The sequence below is a fragment of the Lutibacter holmesii genome (genome assembly GCF_042679665.1).
Classification (GTDB): Bacteria; Bacteroidota; Bacteroidia; order Flavobacteriales; family Flavobacteriaceae; genus Lutibacter; species Lutibacter holmesii.
On record NZ_JBHTMV010000004.1, the window covers coordinates 266,952 to 284,667 of the forward strand.

Below are 17,716 nucleotides of genomic sequence, written 5' to 3' on the forward strand. Positions count from 1 at the left end.
ATAGAATAAAATTTAATCTTTAAAAATCTATAAAAATGAAATCAATAAAATTAATATTCACAATCCTATTTGGAGTTTTACTAGTAACATCTAGTATACAAGCTCAAAATAATAAAGGTTCTCAACCTAAATTAGCATTAGAAAATTTAACTGAACAACAAAAATTACTTTTTCAAGAACAACAAGAGTTAATAAAAGCAAATAGAGATGCCTTTAAAGAAACACTTACTGAAGAACAATTATTAATAATTGAAAACCAAGAGCTTACCAGACAAGAACGCCAAGATGCTTTACGCTTAACTTTAACTGAAGCACAACTCACTATGATGGAAACTAACCGTGAAAGTGTTCGTGAATTAAAAGAACAATTTAGAAGTACCATTACAACTGAACAACGTCAACAATTACGAATGAGAATGCGAGTTAACCAAGATACTGATACAGGAAATGAAGCCATAGAAGCTATTAAAGAACAAAGGAGAGCTAAAATGCGCAACGGAACTGGAAATAGTAACGGAACAGGTAATGGAACCGGCAATGGAAATGGAACAGGTAATGGAACTGGCAATGGCAACGGAAACGGTGGTAGTTAATTAAAATTTAATAAAGTGGTTAAGGAAACTTAACCACTTTTCATCTTTCAAAAAAATGAAAAGAATAATAGCAATCATATTTTTTATTTCAATTATTTTTTCAGCAAAAGCACAACAACCATCTACAACTTCAAAAAATGTAGATGTTTTTATAGATGAGCTTTTGTTGGAAGAGGAAACTATAACTGATTTAATTGCTTCTTTAGTTCATTTTCAATTTTTATATTTTTCTGTAAATTATAATGCGGCTACTTATTTTTCAGGCCGAGATGTAGATATTGATCAATTTAATTTAACGCCACAAATTTCATATATGCATTCTAAAGGTTTTTATGCAAGTTTATCTGGAATTTATTATAGCGAATTTACTCCGAATTGGGATGTTACCAAAGCCACTGTTGGTTTTGGGAAAAGTTTTGGAAAAAATAAAAATTACTCATATTATACTTCGGCATCAGTATTTTTTTACTCAAATGATCTTGATAACTTATACAATAGCACCCTAAATACTGGTATTGGTATTCACACCAAAAAAAGAACGTTAGGAACACAAATATCAGGCTCTTTTTATTTTGGAAGTGATACAAGCTATCAAATAATTTCAAGTAGTTACGCTAACATATATTTGATAAAAACAAATAAACACAAATTAAAACTAAGACCACAGTTAAGCATTATAACTGGTACACAACTTGTAGATTTAACGGCTGGTTCAATTCAAAATACAACTTTAACCAATGAATTTGTTGAAGTTGCAGAAACTCCTATTTTACAATTAAGCTCGTATAGTTTAATAAACAGTCAATTAAGTATTCCTTTGCAATATAGTGTTCAGTCTTTTGATTTTGAAGTTGGCTATAATTTTAACTTCCCAAATGAAATAGGTTTAGAAACAGACCTAGAAAATACAAGTTTTTTTAATTTTGGAATGGCGTATCTTTTAAATATTTAATTACAAAAAGCTTTCTAACGCCAACTCATAACTTTGCAGTCCAAAACCTGCAATTACACCTTTTGCATTTGGAGCTATGTAAGAAACATGTCTAAATTCTTCACGAGCATGAACATTAGAAATATGCACTTCAATTACAGGTGTTTCAATTCCTTTTATAGCATCGCCAATAGCTACTGAAGTATGTGTATAAGCACCAGCATTAAAAATAACTCCATCAAAACTAAAACCTACTTCGTGCAGCTTATTTATAAGTTCACCTTCAACATTACTTTGATAATAAACAAGTTCAACATCAGCATATTTCTTTTTTATAGATTCAAAATATTCTTCAAAAGTTAAAGTCCCATAAATTGTTGGTTCACGTTTACCTAGTAAATTTAGGTTAGGTCCGTTTAATATCAATATTTTCTTCATAAGGTAAAAGTAATTAATTTTAAGCAAAAAAAAAGGAAGCTATTAGCTTCCTTTTTAAAATATTTTCAAGTTACTAGTTAAAGTAATACCCAAGTGTTAATTGAAAAACACCGTTTACTTTACCATAGTTATAGTAGTAATATGGCGGATTAACAGTTGGACCTTTCCAAATATCAGTCAATCCTAAAGTATAACGTGCATTTACATTAAACCCATTATCAAATTTATAACCAAAACCAATTAACCAATCAAAAGTAAGATCAGTAAAGGCATCACCAACTTTTACATCAGCATCTACAGCTTTGGCTGATAATAAAATACCTAATTGAGGTCCAGATTCAAAGCTAAATCCTTCTTTAAAATAATATTTAAATACAACAGGTAAATTTAAATAATCTAATCTGTAGGTATCTTCTAAAGCTTCAACACCACCAATAATACCACCACCGTTATATTTAAAACCTTGACCAGAGTACAATAATTCTACTTGAACAGCTGTGCTATATGAAGTTTCTACTTCAGCAACAAGACCTACATTAAATGATGTTCTACCTTTTACTCCATTAATATTTTCGTTTAAAATTGATGCAAAGTTTACACCTCCTTTTATACCAAAAGAAGCTTGTGCATTTATGCTTGTTATAGCAAGTAATAAAATACTTACTGATAAAATAATTTTTTTCATAATAAATAGTTTTTGTTAAATTCTTGCCAAATATACTGTAATTATTTAATTTGATGTTATCAAACAATTATTTCTTCAACTTGATATTCGCCTGATAATTTGAGTATTTATTTTATTGCAATACTTAATAAAAATGTATTTTTATAAAATGAAATGGTTAAAAATTTTAGAGGATTATCAGTTCTATTTAAAGATTGAAAAAGGGCTTGCACAAAACTCTATTGATAGTTATAGTAACGATGTTAAAAAACTACTTTCATATTTAGAAGAACATGAAATAGTCACTACTCCTCTTTCAATATCACACGATGATATTCAACAATTTATTTATACTGTTGCTAAAAACTTGAATGCTCGTTCACAAGCTAGATTAATTTCTGGATTGCGTAATTTTTTTGAATATTTGATTTTTGAAGATTATCGTAAAGACAATCCAACAGATTTAATTGAAACACCCAAAATTGGTAGAAAACTTCCTGATACCTTATCTATTGAAGAAATTGATACTTTAATACAAAGTATAGATTTAAGTTTACCACAAGGTGAACGCAATAGAACTATTTTAGAAACCTTGTACAGTTGTGGCTTACGAGTTTCTGAACTGATTAACTTACAGGTTTCTGATTTGTTTTTTGAGGAAGGATTTATAAGAGTTATTGGGAAAGGAAACAAACAACGCTTTGTACCAATAAATAAGCACACTCAAAAATACATTCAATTTTATATTAAAGATATAAGATCACATATTCCTGTTCAAAAAGGTTTTGAAGATACTGTGTTTTTAAACAGAAGAGGTAAAAAATTATCAAGAGTTATGATTTTTACCATTATTAAAAACTTAACAACAAAAGCTGGAATTGAGAAAAAAATTAGTCCGCATACTTTTAGACATTCATTTGCTACGCATTTATTAGAACGTGGTGCAGATTTGAGAGCTATACAACAAATGTTAGGTCACGAAAGTATTACCACAACCGAAATTTATATGCATGTTGATAAAAGCTTTTTAAAAGAAGTTGTTGCTACTTTTCATCCTAGAAATAAAAACAAATAAACATAAAAAAATCTCACCGAAGTGAGATTTTTTAAAGATAAGAACATCTAATTTTTTTTTACTTAGCAATATTAACAGCTCTTGTTTCACGAATTACTGTAATTCTTACTTGTCCAGGATAAGTCATATCGTTTTGTATTTTTTGAGAAATACTAAACGATAATTCTGATGCTTTTGCGTCATTCACTTTTTCACTCTCTACAATTACACGTAATTCTCTACCTGCTTGAATTGCATATGCTTTTTGAACTCCTTGGAAACCAAACGCAATATCTTCTAAATCTTTTAAACGTTGTATATAAGAATCTAAAACTTGTCTACGAGCTCCTGGTCTTGCTCCTGAAATAGCATCACAAACTTGAACAATTGGAGCTATTAAGGTTTTCATTTCAATTTCATCGTGGTGTGCACCAATGGCATTACATATTTCAGCATTTTCATTGTATTTTTGTGCCCATTCCATTCCTAACAAGGCGTGAGGTAAATCACTTTCTGTTTCTGGTACTTTACCAATATCATGTAACAATCCAGCACGTTTTGCTAGTTTAGCATTTAAACCAAGTTCAGCAGCCATAATACCACAAAGGTTTGCTACTTCACGAGAGTGCTGTAATAAGTTTTGACCGTAAGAAGAACGGTATTTCATACGTCCAATAGTTTTAATTAATTCAGGATGCAATCCGTGAATTCCTAAATCTATAACGGTACGTTTACCAACTTCAATAATTTCTTGTTGTAATTGTCTTTCCGTTTTCTTAACAATTTCTTCAATACGTGCAGGATGAATTCTTCCGTCTGTTACTAATTTATGTAATGACAAACGCGCTATTTCTCTACGAACAGGATCAAAACAAGATAAAATAATAGCTTCAGGTGTATCATCAACAATAATTTCTACACCAGTAGCAGATTCTAAGGCGCGGATATTTCTACCTTCTCTACCAATAATTCTACCTTTTACATCATCTGATTCTATATTAAAAACAGACACACAGTTTTCAACAGTTTGTTCAACACCTACACGTTGAATTGTATTTAAAATAACTTTACGAGCTTCTTGCTGTGCTGTTAATTTAGCTTCTTCAATAGTATCTTGAATTAATGCCATTGCATCAGATTTAGCTTCATCTTTTAACGATTTCACCAATTCAGTTTTAGCATCTTCAGCAGACAATCCTGAGATTACTTCTAAGTTTTCAACTTGTTTTCTGTGTAATTTATCAACTTCTTCAGCTCTACGCTCAAAGTACTCTAACTTCTTGTCGTTTTCAGCTATTTTAACAACTAATTCTTTGTTTAATTTTTTGCTTTTATCAAGTTCTTGAGACACTTGAGATTCTTTATCTCTAGTTCTTTTTTCAGCATCAGCAATTTTTTTATCTCTAGCGATAATTACTTTTTCATGTTCAGATTTTAATTCTATAAAGCGCTCTTTAGCTTGTAAAATCTTATCTTTCTTAATTGCATCAGCTTCAACTTTAGCTTCTCTTAAAATTGAAGTTGCTTCCTTTTTTGTATTTCTTAAAATTTTAGTTGCTTTATTTTTTTCAACAACTTTTGCAATAATAAGACCAATTGTCAATCCTATTGCAATACCAACAATTATTGGCATTATATACTCTACCATATTTCAAATTTAGATATAAAAAAACCTACATTAGAGTGGTTTTATGTAAACTCCTTATAAACAAGTTTAGGACTAACTAATTGATCAAGGATCCGTTCAAGACGGCTTGCTTTTACAATTAAGACTCATCCTTTATAAAGATGTAGTGTTGAGTTTAACAAACAATAACTAATGTAGGCAGTGTTATTAATTAATACTATTTTAAAGAACTTATTTATTTATATGCTCATCAATTAAAGCACATAACGTATTCATTTTATTGGTTGCTTCAGATAAATCTTGTTCTTTATTTATGGCGTTTATTTCAATTAAGGATGCAAATTGCAAGGCACACATGGCCAACACATCTTGTTTATCACTAACTGCATAATTCTTTTCAAATTTATTAACCAAATCATTTATTTGATTTGCTGCTTTTCGCATTCCTTCCTCCTCATTTACACTATTTACTTTAATAGGATATACGCGACCAGCAATTGTTATTTTTATTTTTAAAGGTTCTGCCATTTTAAAGAACTTATTCGCTTAATTGACTTATACAAGTATCAATTTCACGAATTAAAGCATTTATTTTGAGTTTTGTTTCTCTTCTATCTTCTTTACTGCCCTCTATAGTTTTAGCAATTTTTAAAACTTGATATTTTTTTTCAAGTGTTTCAAATAATTGCTTTTCCTTAGAAATTTCGTTTTCCAAAATAGCCAATTTGTTTAATAACAAATCATTTTCTTCTTTTAAAAAATTATAATTTTCTAAAAGTATTTTGAGTTTATTTTCAACTAAATTAACAACTTCTGTGATGTGACTCATAAATCCCTAAAAGATTATAAACTATATAATACAAAGTTAACATTAGTGAACCAATATTACAACTGTTTTCCATCATTTTATAGAAATGTTACTTCGTTAAGTATAAAAGCTTTAAGATTAAACCTTGTAAAAAATATAATTTACTATTTTAGCCTAAAACAAATTTCAGTGAAAAAACTAGTTTCAGTTATTCTAATTTTAATAGCACAATGTAGCTATAGTCAAGGTGATGTTTCCTCCTATCCTACTAATTATTTTAGTAATCCTTTAGATATTCCTTTAGTGTTATCTGGAACATTTGGAGAGCTACGCACCAATCATTTTCATGCTGGTTTAGATATTAAAACACTGCAAAAAGAAGGTTTAAATGTAATTGCTGCTGCAAACGGATATGTTTCTAGAATTAAAGTTTCTTTATGGGGTTACGGTAAAGTTATTTATGTTAAACACCCAAATGGATACACAACTGTTTATGCGCATTTGCAAAAATTTAATGACCGCATAGAGTCTTATATAAAAAAACAACAATACAAAAAAGAGTCGTTTGAAATTCAATTATTTCCGGGAGCTAATGAATTACCTGTAACTAAAGATGAAATTATTGCGTTTAGTGGAAGTACTGGTGGTTTTGTTGGGCCGCATTTACATTTTGAAATTAGAGATTCTAAAACCGAAAAACCAATAAATCCATTTTATTTTGGCATTCAAGTGAGTGACTCTAAAAAACCTAGATTAAATAATTTAATGGGGTATTCATTAAATGCAAATTCTCACATAAATAAAGTAAATGTTCCCGTACAACTTTCTTATAGAAAATTAGAAAATGGTGATTACTTAGCTAATAAAATTAATGCTTTTGGCTCTATAGGATTTGGTGTAAATGTATACGATCAGTTAGATGGCGCTTACAACAAAAATGGTATTTACAGCTTAACAATGGCCGTAAATGGAAAAAAAGTCCATGAGTTTAAAGCTAGTTCTTTTGCTTTTTCTGAAACAAAATATATTAATTTATTGGTAGATTATAACCGTCTTGAAAAATTAAATCAACGTGTACAAAAAACATTTACAGAGCCTTCAAACAAACTAAATATGTATCCTGTTTCAATAAATAATGGATTTATTACTGTTGAAGACGGACTTACCTACTCTATAGACATTGTAGCCAAAGATTTTGAAGGTAATCAACAAAAAATCACCATTCCGGTAGTTGGTAAAAAAGATACGACTACTGTTTCAAAACCAATTGTTAAAACACCTTATAAAATTAAAAAAGCTGAATTTAATAAATTTACACAAGATGGTGTTACGGTTGCTTTTCCAAAAAACACTTTTTACACTGATTTTTATTTAGATTTTAAGGTGGAAAATGGGATTGCAAAAGTGCACACACCTACGCTTCCACTTGATAGAAAATACACATTAACTTTTGATGTTTCTAAATTTTCAGAAATTGAAAAAAAACAATTATATATTGCTTCCATCAAAAAAAATGGAAACACTTCTTACCAAAAAACGGTTAAAAAAGAAACAACTTTTTATACAACCACAAAAAATTTAGGAACCTACACATTAAAAAAAGACACCTTTAAACCTTCGGTTAAATTACACAATGTTAAAAATGAACAATGGTTAACTCATTTTAAAAATTTACAAGTAAAAATATCTGATAAAGGATCTGGAATTAAATCTTATAGAGGTGAAATTGATGGTAAATGGATTTTAATGGAATACAATGTAAAAAGTGGTTTATTAACCTATGACTTTAACGATCAAGTTTTTTCAGAAGCAAAACACAACCTTAAAGTAACCGTTACAGACAATGTTGGCAACACAACAACATTGACTTCAACTTTTTTTAGAAAAAAATAAATAATCCTTGAAAAATTTAATTATAACAGCATTACTGCTATTCACAACTATTGTAACCGCTCAAAATGCAACTGTTAAAGGCGTTTTAAAAAACGAATTTAAGGAACCTATTGAAGGCGTTGCTGTAACTACTTCAAAGTTTGGGACAGTTTCAAACAATAAAGGTGAATACACTATAACGGTAACTGCTGATACTGAAATTACACTTATTTTTACACACGTTGCTTATAACACGTATAAGAAAAAAGTGAAAATCCCTAAAAATAAAACATTTCGTTTTTCACCAACTTTAACCGCAAAAGTAGAAGAAATTCATGAGGTTGTTATTGAAAATTCAAAAGATAAAGCACAAGGAACTATCAACGTTGACCCTTTAACGGCAACTAAAATTCCTGGAGCAAAAGAAGGTGTTGAAAACGTGTTACTCACATTTGCAGGTGTAAATAATAACAATGAATTAAGTACACAATACAATGTTCGTGGTGGAAATTTTGATGAAAATTTAGTGTATATAAATGGCATTGAAGTTTACCGGCCGTTTTTAGTAAGAACCGGACAACAAGAAGGTTTAAGTTTTGTAAATGAAAACATGGCACAAAATGTAAAATTTTCAGCCGGTGGGTTTCAAGCAAAATATGGAGATAAACTTTCATCGGTTTTAGACATAACCTATAGAACTCCAACAAAATTTGCAGCAAACATTAGCGCAAGTTTATTAGGCGCAAGTGCAACTATTGAAGGTACAATGTTTAATAATAAACTAAGTGCATTAGTTGGTGTACGCTATAGAAATAATAGTTTATTAATAAACAGCAAAGACATTGAAACTACTACTGAACCAAATTTTACCGATGCACAATTATACCTATCTTACTTAATAAATGAAAAATTTAAACTTGATTTTTTAGGTGTTTTTTCACTTAACAATTATAATTATACACCTAAATCAAGAAGTACCAAATTTGGGACGGTTAGTGATCCGTTAGAATTAATTGTTTATTACGAAGGTCAAGAAAAAGATGCTTTTAAAACACTATTTGGTGCTATAAACGGAAGTTACATAGTTAACAATAATTTAAGTTTTAATTTAACCACATCACTCTATCACACTGTAGAACAAGAACATTACGATATTTTTGCAGCGTATAATTTAGGTGAAGTAAATGCAGATTTTAGCGCCTCCAATTTTGGTGATGTAGAATTTTCAGAAGGTATTGGATCACAATTAAATCACGCTAGAAATGATTTAGATGCTTTAATTGGTGCTGCAGAAATAAAAGGTACGTACAAAAAAAATAGTCATCAAATAGATTTCGGAATAAAGTACAAAATTGAAGATATAAGAGATCGCATCAATGAATGGGAAGTAATAGATTCTGTTGGATTTAATGTACGTCCGCCGCATCACATTCCAAACAATCAACCTTATGAACCTTATACAAATCCAATAGAACCTTATCAAAATGTTCAGGCTCAAAACAATGTAAAAATTGATAGGTTAGTTTGGTTTGCCCAATACAGCAAAAACGCTTTCATTAACAATCATAAAATTTGGTATAACTTGGGTTTACGTTCTCACAATTGGAATATTAACGGTGATGAAATTGCTACTGTTAACCAAATTACGTATAGTTTACGCGGGCAATTTGCTATAAAACCAGCTTGGGAAAAAGATATGCTATTTCGAATTTCCGGAGGAATGTATCACCAACCTCCTTTTTATAAAGAATTAAGAAATTATGAAGGCACAGTAATTCCAACAGTAGATGCTCAAAAATCATTACAAGTAGTTATTGGAAATGACTTTAGTTTTAATTTATGGAATCGCCCTTTTAAACTAGTTTCTGAAGTATATTATAAACATTTAAGTAATGTAAATGTGTATTCAGTAGATAACGTTAGAATTAGATATATAGCAGATAACAATGCAACTGCGTATGCTACCGGATTAGATCTGCGTTTAAATGGGGAATTTGTTCCAGGTACGCAAAGTTGGATTAGTATAGGTTTATTAAAAACTGAAGAAAATTACGATAATATGGGCTACATAGCTAGACCAACTGATCAACGCTTTAAGTTTGGTATGCTTTTTCAAGACTATATGCCAAATATTCCTATGGTAAAAATGTATTTAAACTTGGTTTATAATACAGGAGTTCCAGGTGGTTCCCCTTCGTATAGCAACGCTTATAATTATCAAAGTAGATTGAATGATTATAAAAGAGCTGATATTGGTATATCTTATGTTTTTACAGATGCGCAAAACAAAAATACAAAAGGTTGGTTAAAACAATTTGAAGAACTTTCTTTAGGTGCTGAAATTTACAATTTGTTTGATGTGCAAAACTCAATCACAAATACTTGGGTTAGAGACGTATATTCAAAAGAATATTATGCTATTCCAAATTATATGACACCTCGTGTATTTAATGTAAAATTACATATGAAGTTTTAAATTACTAATTCTCTATAATTTAGTACACAAAATAAACATATACTACCTTCAGCTTTTTTAAACTTCTATTTTTAAAAATAAAAAGGTAAATTTAAACACAAACTAAAACTAAGCATACATAAATTAATTTTTTATGAAGTTATCCAAGCTATTATTATTCACATTTTTAATTTCTGTTCCTTTCATTACTTTTTCACAAGAAACAAAACCAAAAGTAGTATTGGTTTTAAGTGGTGGTGGCGCAAAGGGTGTTGCACATATACCAACGTTACAAGCGTTAGATTCCTTAGGGATTGTTCCTGATTTAATTATTGGAACTAGTATGGGAAGTATTGTTGGCGGATTATATGCGGCAGGATATTCAGGCGATAGCATTGCAAACATAGCAAACCACACAGATTGGGACGATCTTTTAGGAGGTGGTATTTTACTTTCTGACGTAAGCGTAGAAGAAAAAAGTGAATTTAATAGATATGTAGCTGACTTTGATTTGGTAAAAGGAAAGCCAAAAGTAAGTTCAGGAATTATTAATGATCAAAATTTACGTGAATTTTTATCTGTTTTAACGTATCCTGTTTATAATATTATTGATTTTGACGAATTGCCAATTCCTTATAGAGCAATGGCTACAGACATTGTTAATGGTAAAGAACTTGTTATAGATAAAGGCTCTTTAATGATTGCCATGAGAGCTAGTATGTCTATACCAAGTGTGTTTGAACCCGTACCATATGGAGAAACACTATTGGTTGATGGTGGTGTGTTAAATAATTTCCCAACTGATATAGCTAAAGAGCTAGGTGCTGACATAATTATTGGTAGCGATGTTGGTGGAGGTTTGGCTCCAATTGAAGAGTTAGATAATATTCCAAATATTCTTTTCCAAACAGGAATGCTTAGTAGTAACTTAAAAAACCCCGTAAATCAATCAAATTGTAATATATTAATTGACCATACCCAAAACTTAACATATTCTACAGGTGATTTTGCAAATAGCAAAGAAATTTATGCGCAAGGAAAAATTGCTACAAATACACAATTAACAAATTTAGTTGCATTAGCGCAGCAATTAAAACCTTATAAATCTAAACCTCATAGCCTTCCAAAAGTTCCTAAGTTATTTAAAATAGACACTATTCATTACACAGGAATAAGCAAAGCTAATATTGAAATGGTAAAGGCTAGAGCAAATATTAAAACAAATACAGCATACACAACAAATGATCTTATTAAAAGTGTTAACCAAGCAATGGGAACACAACTTTTTAAGCAAATTACCTTTAGTTCATTAGCTTTAAAAGATAAAAAAGGAATATCATTTAAAGGTTTTGAGAAATCAAAACACCAAGTTAAAGGATCTTTACATTACGACACTTACCGTGGTGTTGGGTTAATTGCTAATTATACAGGAAGAAATGTTATTGGAAACTCATCTCGTTTATTGTTTAGTATTGATATTGCTGAACAACCTAGACTGCGGTTGCAATATCAAAAAAACTTTGGAAAATATAAATCAATGTGGTGGCGCTCTGAATTTTTTACTGAACGACTACAACAACGTGTTTTTATTGATGGAAATATTGCAGACAGAATGAGATACCGTTTTTATCAGTTCAATAATGAGATTAATAAAAACTTAAATTCTTTACACAGTTATATTGGTGGAGGTATAAAGTATCAATTCACCAATTTAAAACCAATAAATGACCCTTTATACAATAGTAATGTTTTAGACTTATATGATTATAAGTTTAACAATTTAGAGCTTTACACACAATACATATTTAACAATTTAAATACTGTTTTTTATGCTACAAATGGAAATAGATTTAATGCAACCGTAAACCGATCAATATTGCATAAAACAAATATTCAATTTATTGAACATCCAGAATCCAATCAAAAAGGAAATACAAATGGTTTTACAAAAGTAAGTTTAGACTTTGAAAAAAGAATTCCTTTCAAAAATAAAATTACAGGAATATTTGGCGCTACAGTTGGACTCACTTTTGAAGATTATTTACAACAAAATCAAGTTTCATTTACTGATTTTGGTTATGCAGCTAAATTTTTTGTAGGAGGAACAATGATAAATCCAAGAAGTGGTAGCTTTACTTTCCCAGGATTACAAGAAGATGAATTAAATGTTAGCCAATTTTTAAAACTAAATGTTGCCGCACAATTTAACCCAGCAAATAAATTATACTTTACACCTCATTTAAATATTGCTTCTGTTGGATTTCAAGATTTTAATGAATACATAAAAGAAGCTTTTTCACCTAACGGAAACTGGAGTGAGTCTACAAATACAAGTACCTTATTTTCTACAGGTATTACAGCAGCATACCATTCCTATTTAGGGCCAATTACTTTTGATGTTTCTTATGTTAATGATATTAATAAAATTCGTGTATTTTTTAGTATGGGACTCGTTTTAAACCGATAACATATTAAATTAACCTAAACACATAAAATATGGCAAAAAAAGGACACGCTAAAAACACTGTAAACAAAGCAAAACATAGTAAATTAATGGCTCAAAAAAAGAACAAACTAACAGCTAAAAAATTAGCAAACCAACAACGCTTAAAAGAAATAGTTAGAAGAAGTCAAGAAAATAACAACACAAATTCATAAATCAATTCTTTCTTTAAATTTTAAATAAAAATAGGTCATTTATTTTTTTTGATTATATTAGCTTAAATTATTAGCAATACGCGCTCATTTATTAAGCTTTATGAATTACTTAGCAAACAACATTAAACATTTACGAACTTTAAAAGGTTTAACCCAAGAACAATTTTCAACCGAACTAAATGTATCACGCTCAAGAATAAGCTCTTACGAAGAAGAAAGAGCCTCACCTCCTATTGATTTTTTAATTGAATTGTCTAATTTTTTCAATATCCCAATTGATGCAATTATTAAAAATAATTTATCTTCAGCCACCGAAGCTTCTTTTATGAATGTAGGTAATAAAAGAACTCTTTTCCCAATAACGGTAGATTCTCAAGATGAAGAATTTATTGAAATGGTGCCTGTAGAAGCTTCCGCAGGTTATTTACGAGGCTATTCAGACCCTGAATATATTGAACATTTAAACAAAATTAAATTACCGTTTTTACCTACAGGAACACACAGAGCTTTTCCTATTAAAGGAGATTCTATGTTGCCTGTAAAAAGTGGCTCCTATATTGTTGCACGTTTTGTAGAAGATATTAGAGATTTAAAAGACGGTCACACTTACATTGTACTTACTTTAAACGACGGAATTGTATACAAAAGAGTGTACGACAAAATTGAAGAACACAATATGTTACTATTAGCTTCAGATAATAAAAAATACGATCCGTATTATGTTCCTGTAGAAGAAGTTATTGAATTGTGGGAGTTTACTTGTAGCATTAACACACAAGAATACAGCGAGCAAGAATTAAAAATAAGCAGCATTGCAAGTATGCTAACCCAATTAGGTGTTGAATTAAAAGAACTTCAAAAAACGGTTAATTAATGTACTCAATTGTAGATATAGAAACCACTGGCCACAGTTCAAAAATTACTGAAATCTCAATATTTGTTTTTGATGGTGAAAAAGTTATTGAAGAATATACTAGTTTGGTAAATCCAGAATGTGTTATTCCACCATTCATTACTAATTTAACTGGTATTACAAATGCAATGGTTGGTAGCGCTCCAAAGTTTTATGAAATTGCTAAAAAAATTGCCGAAATTACAAAAGACACCATATTTGTAGCTCACAATGTAAATTTTGACTATAACATTATTCAGAAAGAATTTAAAGATTTAGGCTTTGATTTTAAACGAAAAAAATTATGTACCGTTCGCTTATCTCGAAAATTAATTCCAGGATTAAAATCTTATAGTTTAGGCGCTTTATGCAGTAGTCAAAATATTCATATTCAAGACAGGCACAGAGCAAAAGGTGATGCTGAAGCTACCACCATTTTATTTGAAAAATTACTAAAATTAGATACAGATGAACAGGTTTTTAGATCTTTTTTAAATCCACGATCTAGACAAGCTACTTTACCACCATTATTACCAAAAAAAATACTTGACGAACTTTCACAAAAAACAGGCGTATATTATTTTAAAAATGAAAAAGATGAAATAATTTATGTAGGAAAAGCAAACAATATAAAACAACGTGTACTAAGTCATTTTTACGACAAGTCTAAAAAAGAAGTCACAATGTGCTTAGAAATTGCTCAAGTTACTTTTGTTGAAACAGGAAGTGAATTACTAGCGTTACTGTTAGAATCTTCTGAAATAAAAAAATGGTTTCCAAAATACAACCGTGCGCAACGAAGAGCCTCAGAAAGTATTGGCTTATTTAGCTACGAAGACAGAAATGGAATTATGCATTTAGCTTTCAACCGATTAAAATTAATTTCAAATCCGTTAATGAAATTTTATAGCACTACAGAATGTAGAAGTTTTCTTGAAAAACTTTGTGAAGAGTTTGAATTATGCCCAAAATATTGCCATTTACAGTCCAATGTTTCGTCTTGTTTTCATTATCAGTTAAAAAAATGTAATGGCGTTTGTAAAAATGAAGAACCTATAAACATTTACAACCAAAGAGTTAAAAAAGCCATTGAATCTATTCAATATAGTGCAGAACATTTTGTAATAAAACAACGAGGAAGAACCACCGATGAATACGGATATGTTTTAATTGTAAACGGTATTTACAAAGGATTTGGTTACGCTTCAAAAACTAGTAATTTAACTTCTGTAAGTGATTATTTAAACAACATTACCGCTCTAAAAGACAATAATGATGTAAAACGTATTTTAAATTCATATTTGAAAAAAAATACTGACACCATAGAAGTTTTAGATAATGTGGTTATTGAATTAAATTCTTTTAATTTATTTGCATCGTAAAAATTAACTATGAAAGCTGTAACGGTTACTGTTTTAAAAAAAGAGCTCAATAATAAATCAAACAGTGAATTGATTGAGTTGTGCTTACGTTTATCAAAATTTAAAAAGGAAAACAAAGAATTGCTCACTTATTTATTGTTTGAAGCTTCTTATGAAGAAGGTTATATTGAAACAGTAAAACTAGAAATAGACGAACAATTTGAACTTATAAATACCAAAACCTATTATTTTATAAAAAAAAGTGTGCGCAAAATATTACGAATGATTAAAAAATACATCCGGTATTCAAAAAAGAAAGAAACAGAAATTGAACTTCTACTCTATTTTTGTAAAAAAATGAAAGAATTTAAACCCGCTATTTCAAGAAATACAGTACTTCAAAATATTCAAACTAGAGAAATTGAAACTATTAAAAAAAAGTTGCTTTTAGTTCACGAAGACTTGCAATACGATTATAATTTAGAACTTCAAGATCTTCAAAAACGTTGATTTATATTCTACTTTGGTAAGTATACAAATCGTAATATCGTCCCTTTTTAGCAATTAATTCGTCGTGTTTTCCACGTTCAACAATTTCACCTTCTTCAATCACTAATATTTGATCTGCTTGTTGAATTGTACTTAATCTATGTGCAATTACAAAAGTTGTTCTATCTTTCATTAAAACACCCAAACTCTTTTGAATAAAAGCCTCACTTTCAGTATCTAAGTTTGAAGTAGCTTCATCTAATATTATCATCTTTGGATTTGCAAGCAACGCTCTTGCAATAGAAATTCGTTGTCGTTGTCCACCTGAAAGCTTTACACCTCTTTCTCCAATTACGGTGTCTAAACCATTTTCAAAACGACTGGTAAACTCATCTACGTAAGCTCCTTTTACCGCTTGTTGCAGTTGTTCTACGGTGGCATTTGGCCTTGGAAATAATATGTTTTCTCTAATGGTTCCTTCATATAAAAAATCGTCTTGCAACACTACTCCTAAACGACTTCTAAAACTACTCAAATTTACCTTTGATAAATTTAAACCGTCTAACAATACTTTTCCTTTTGAAGGGTTTAAAAATGTGGCTGCCAAACCAGCAATAGTTGATTTTCCTGAACCTGATGAACCAACCAACGCTGTTACACTTCCTGAAGGAGCTTCAAAAGAAATGTTATGTAATACTTCTTTACCTTCATCATAACTAAATGAAACATCATCAAAAACAATACTTCCTTTAATTTTGTCTAGAACAATCGTTCTTTCTTCTGGATTGTCTTCTTCTGTCATATTCATTAACTCCTGAGTTCTATCCAAACCAGCCATAGCCTCAGTAATTTGACTTCCAATATTACTCATTTGAACAATTGGCGCTACCATAAAACCTAATAATAATGTGAATTGAATAAATTCACCTAAGGTCATAGTTTCATTCATCATATAATAACCGCCAATTCCCATAATTCCAGCAGAAGCCAATCCAATTAAAAAAGTAGAAGAACTTGTAATAATTGCTGTTGCCGTTAAACTTTTTTTCACATTTAAAAAAAGTGTTTCAACTCCTTTTTCAAAATTTTGATTTTCTTGTTCTTCTGCATTAAAACCTTTTATAACACGTACTCCATTTAATGTTTCTGTCAATCTCCCAGATACTTCAGCGTTTATTTTACGTCGTGCTTTAAAAATAGGTCTAATTATTCCAAAGGCTTTTAACATTACAAAAGCAAATAAAATAACTGGAACCAATACAACAAAGGTCATAGTAGCATTAATTTTTAACAGCCAAATAAAAGAAACAATAGCTGTAATAGAACCTCCTATTAATTGCACCAATCCTGTTCCAACCAAATTACGAACACCTTCAACATCAGACATTACTCTTGAAACCAATGCTCCAGATTTATTATTATCAAAAAAATTAATAGGTAATTTTAAAAGTTTTTTTTGTACTTGAGCTCTTAATAACGAAATTAAATGTTGTGCTTCTACACTTAACAAACGTGTTAATGAAAATGAAGTTAAAGCTTGAATTAATAATGCTACAACTACAATTATTAAAAGTTGATACAAACCATTCATATCACCATTAGGTACAATTTTATCAACCAATGTTTTAGTTTGTAAAGGAATTACAAGTCCTGCCAAACTTTTTAAAATAATAAGGATTAACCCTATAAAAATTATTTTTTTTCGTGGCCAAATAAATTCTTTAAATGCCCAGGCAAACGATACTTTATTTTTACTCATACACAAATATAGTGGAATAATTGATGTATACCTTACAACAAGTAACCATCAATTTTTGGACATAAAAAAACTGCCTAAAAAATAAAGTAATTACTTTTTAGGCAGTTCTCTCAAA

Annotated in this window: 16 protein-coding genes and 1 other RNA gene; 10 read left to right on the top strand and 7 right to left on the bottom strand. The window is 29.7% G+C overall.

Annotated features, from left to right (window positions below):
* Nucleotides 1–35: 35 nt before the first annotated feature.
* Nucleotides 36–593 carry a hypothetical protein gene (locus tag ACFQ5N_RS09515; protein ID WP_386809263.1) on the top strand — a complete coding sequence of 186 codons (558 nt, stop codon included), beginning with the start codon at nucleotides 36–38 and terminating at the stop codon, nucleotides 591–593.
* A 55-nt stretch (nucleotides 594–648) separates the two neighbouring features.
* Nucleotides 649–1,545, top strand: a complete 897-nt coding sequence (locus tag ACFQ5N_RS09520; RefSeq protein ID WP_386809264.1) for a hypothetical protein — start codon at nucleotides 649–651, stop codon at nucleotides 1,543–1,545.
* On the opposite strand, the gene aroQ is transcribed toward ACFQ5N_RS09520, so the two are convergent.
* Complete coding sequence (gene aroQ, locus ACFQ5N_RS09525; RefSeq protein ID WP_386809265.1) at nucleotides 1,546–1,962, bottom strand: type II 3-dehydroquinate dehydratase; 417 nt, start codon at nucleotides 1,960–1,962, stop codon at nucleotides 1,546–1,548.
* Between the two features lie 73 nt (nucleotides 1,963–2,035).
* Nucleotides 2,036–2,647 carry a porin family protein gene (locus tag ACFQ5N_RS09530; protein WP_386809266.1) on the bottom strand — a complete coding sequence of 204 codons (612 nt, stop codon included), beginning with the start codon at nucleotides 2,645–2,647 and terminating at the stop codon, nucleotides 2,036–2,038.
* Between the two features lie 148 nt (nucleotides 2,648–2,795).
* Between ACFQ5N_RS09530 and xerD the strand changes: the two genes are divergently transcribed.
* Nucleotides 2,796–3,701, top strand: a complete 906-nt coding sequence (xerD, locus tag ACFQ5N_RS09535; RefSeq protein ID WP_386809267.1) for a site-specific tyrosine recombinase XerD — start codon at nucleotides 2,796–2,798, stop codon at nucleotides 3,699–3,701.
* Nucleotides 3,702–3,759: 58 nt separating this feature from the next.
* Here the strand turns inward: xerD and rny are convergent, their stop codons facing one another.
* From rny to ACFQ5N_RS09555, 4 genes are all read right to left on the bottom strand, one after another.
* Nucleotides 3,760–5,328 (bottom strand): ribonuclease Y, encoded by a 1,569-nt coding sequence (gene rny / locus ACFQ5N_RS09540; RefSeq protein ID WP_386809268.1) that lies wholly within the window; start codon nucleotides 5,326–5,328, stop codon nucleotides 3,760–3,762.
* Between the two features lie 47 nt (nucleotides 5,329–5,375).
* Nucleotides 5,376–5,482, bottom strand: a non-coding RNA gene (gene ssrS / locus ACFQ5N_RS09545) — 6S RNA.
* A 56-nt stretch (nucleotides 5,483–5,538) separates the two neighbouring features.
* Entirely contained in the window at nucleotides 5,539–5,835 is a 297-nt protein-coding gene (locus ACFQ5N_RS09550; RefSeq protein WP_386809269.1) for a cell division protein ZapA, read from the bottom strand.
* Nucleotides 5,836–5,845: 10 nt separating this feature from the next.
* Nucleotides 5,846–6,136, bottom strand: a complete 291-nt coding sequence (locus ACFQ5N_RS09555; protein WP_386809270.1) for a hypothetical protein — start codon at nucleotides 6,134–6,136, stop codon at nucleotides 5,846–5,848.
* 168 nt (nucleotides 6,137–6,304) lie between these two features.
* Between ACFQ5N_RS09555 and ACFQ5N_RS09560 the strand changes: the two genes are divergently transcribed.
* The 7 genes from ACFQ5N_RS09560 (at nucleotide 6,305) to ACFQ5N_RS09590 (ending at nucleotide 15,863) form a co-directional block, all read left to right on the top strand.
* The gene (locus tag ACFQ5N_RS09560) at nucleotides 6,305–8,008 is read left to right on the top strand and encodes a M23 family metallopeptidase (RefSeq protein ID WP_386809271.1); all 1,704 of its coding nucleotides are present in this window, start codon (nucleotides 6,305–6,307) and stop codon (nucleotides 8,006–8,008) included.
* Between the two features lie 7 nt (nucleotides 8,009–8,015).
* Nucleotides 8,016–10,463, top strand: coding sequence for a TonB-dependent receptor (locus tag ACFQ5N_RS09565; protein ID WP_386809272.1), 2,448 nt, complete (start codon nucleotides 8,016–8,018; stop codon nucleotides 10,461–10,463).
* A gap of 133 nt (nucleotides 10,464–10,596) precedes the next feature.
* Nucleotides 10,597–12,909, top strand: coding sequence for a patatin-like phospholipase family protein (locus ACFQ5N_RS09570; RefSeq protein ID WP_386809273.1), 2,313 nt, complete (start codon nucleotides 10,597–10,599; stop codon nucleotides 12,907–12,909).
* A gap of 29 nt (nucleotides 12,910–12,938) precedes the next feature.
* Entirely contained in the window at nucleotides 12,939–13,100 is a 162-nt protein-coding gene (locus ACFQ5N_RS09575) for a hypothetical protein (RefSeq protein WP_386809274.1), read from the top strand.
* Nucleotides 13,101–13,200: 100 nt separating this feature from the next.
* Nucleotides 13,201–13,974: an XRE family transcriptional regulator gene (locus ACFQ5N_RS09580; RefSeq protein WP_386809275.1), complete on the top strand. Its 774-nt coding sequence runs from the start codon at nucleotides 13,201–13,203 to the stop codon at nucleotides 13,972–13,974.
* Nucleotides 13,974–15,374 carry an exonuclease domain-containing protein gene (locus ACFQ5N_RS09585; protein WP_386809276.1) on the top strand — a complete coding sequence of 467 codons (1,401 nt, stop codon included), beginning with the start codon at nucleotides 13,974–13,976 and terminating at the stop codon, nucleotides 15,372–15,374. The genes ACFQ5N_RS09580 and ACFQ5N_RS09585 overlap by 1 nt, the downstream gene beginning before the upstream one ends.
* A gap of 9 nt (nucleotides 15,375–15,383) precedes the next feature.
* On the top strand, nucleotides 15,384–15,863 hold the full coding sequence (locus tag ACFQ5N_RS09590) for a hypothetical protein (protein WP_386809277.1): 480 nt from the start codon (nucleotides 15,384–15,386) through the stop codon (nucleotides 15,861–15,863).
* A gap of 1 nt (nucleotide 15,864) precedes the next feature.
* Here the strand turns inward: ACFQ5N_RS09590 and ACFQ5N_RS09595 are convergent, their stop codons facing one another.
* The gene (locus tag ACFQ5N_RS09595; RefSeq protein WP_386809278.1) at nucleotides 15,865–17,601 is read right to left on the bottom strand and encodes an ABC transporter ATP-binding protein; all 1,737 of its coding nucleotides are present in this window, start codon (nucleotides 17,599–17,601) and stop codon (nucleotides 15,865–15,867) included.
* Nucleotides 17,602–17,716 lie beyond the last annotated feature (115 nt).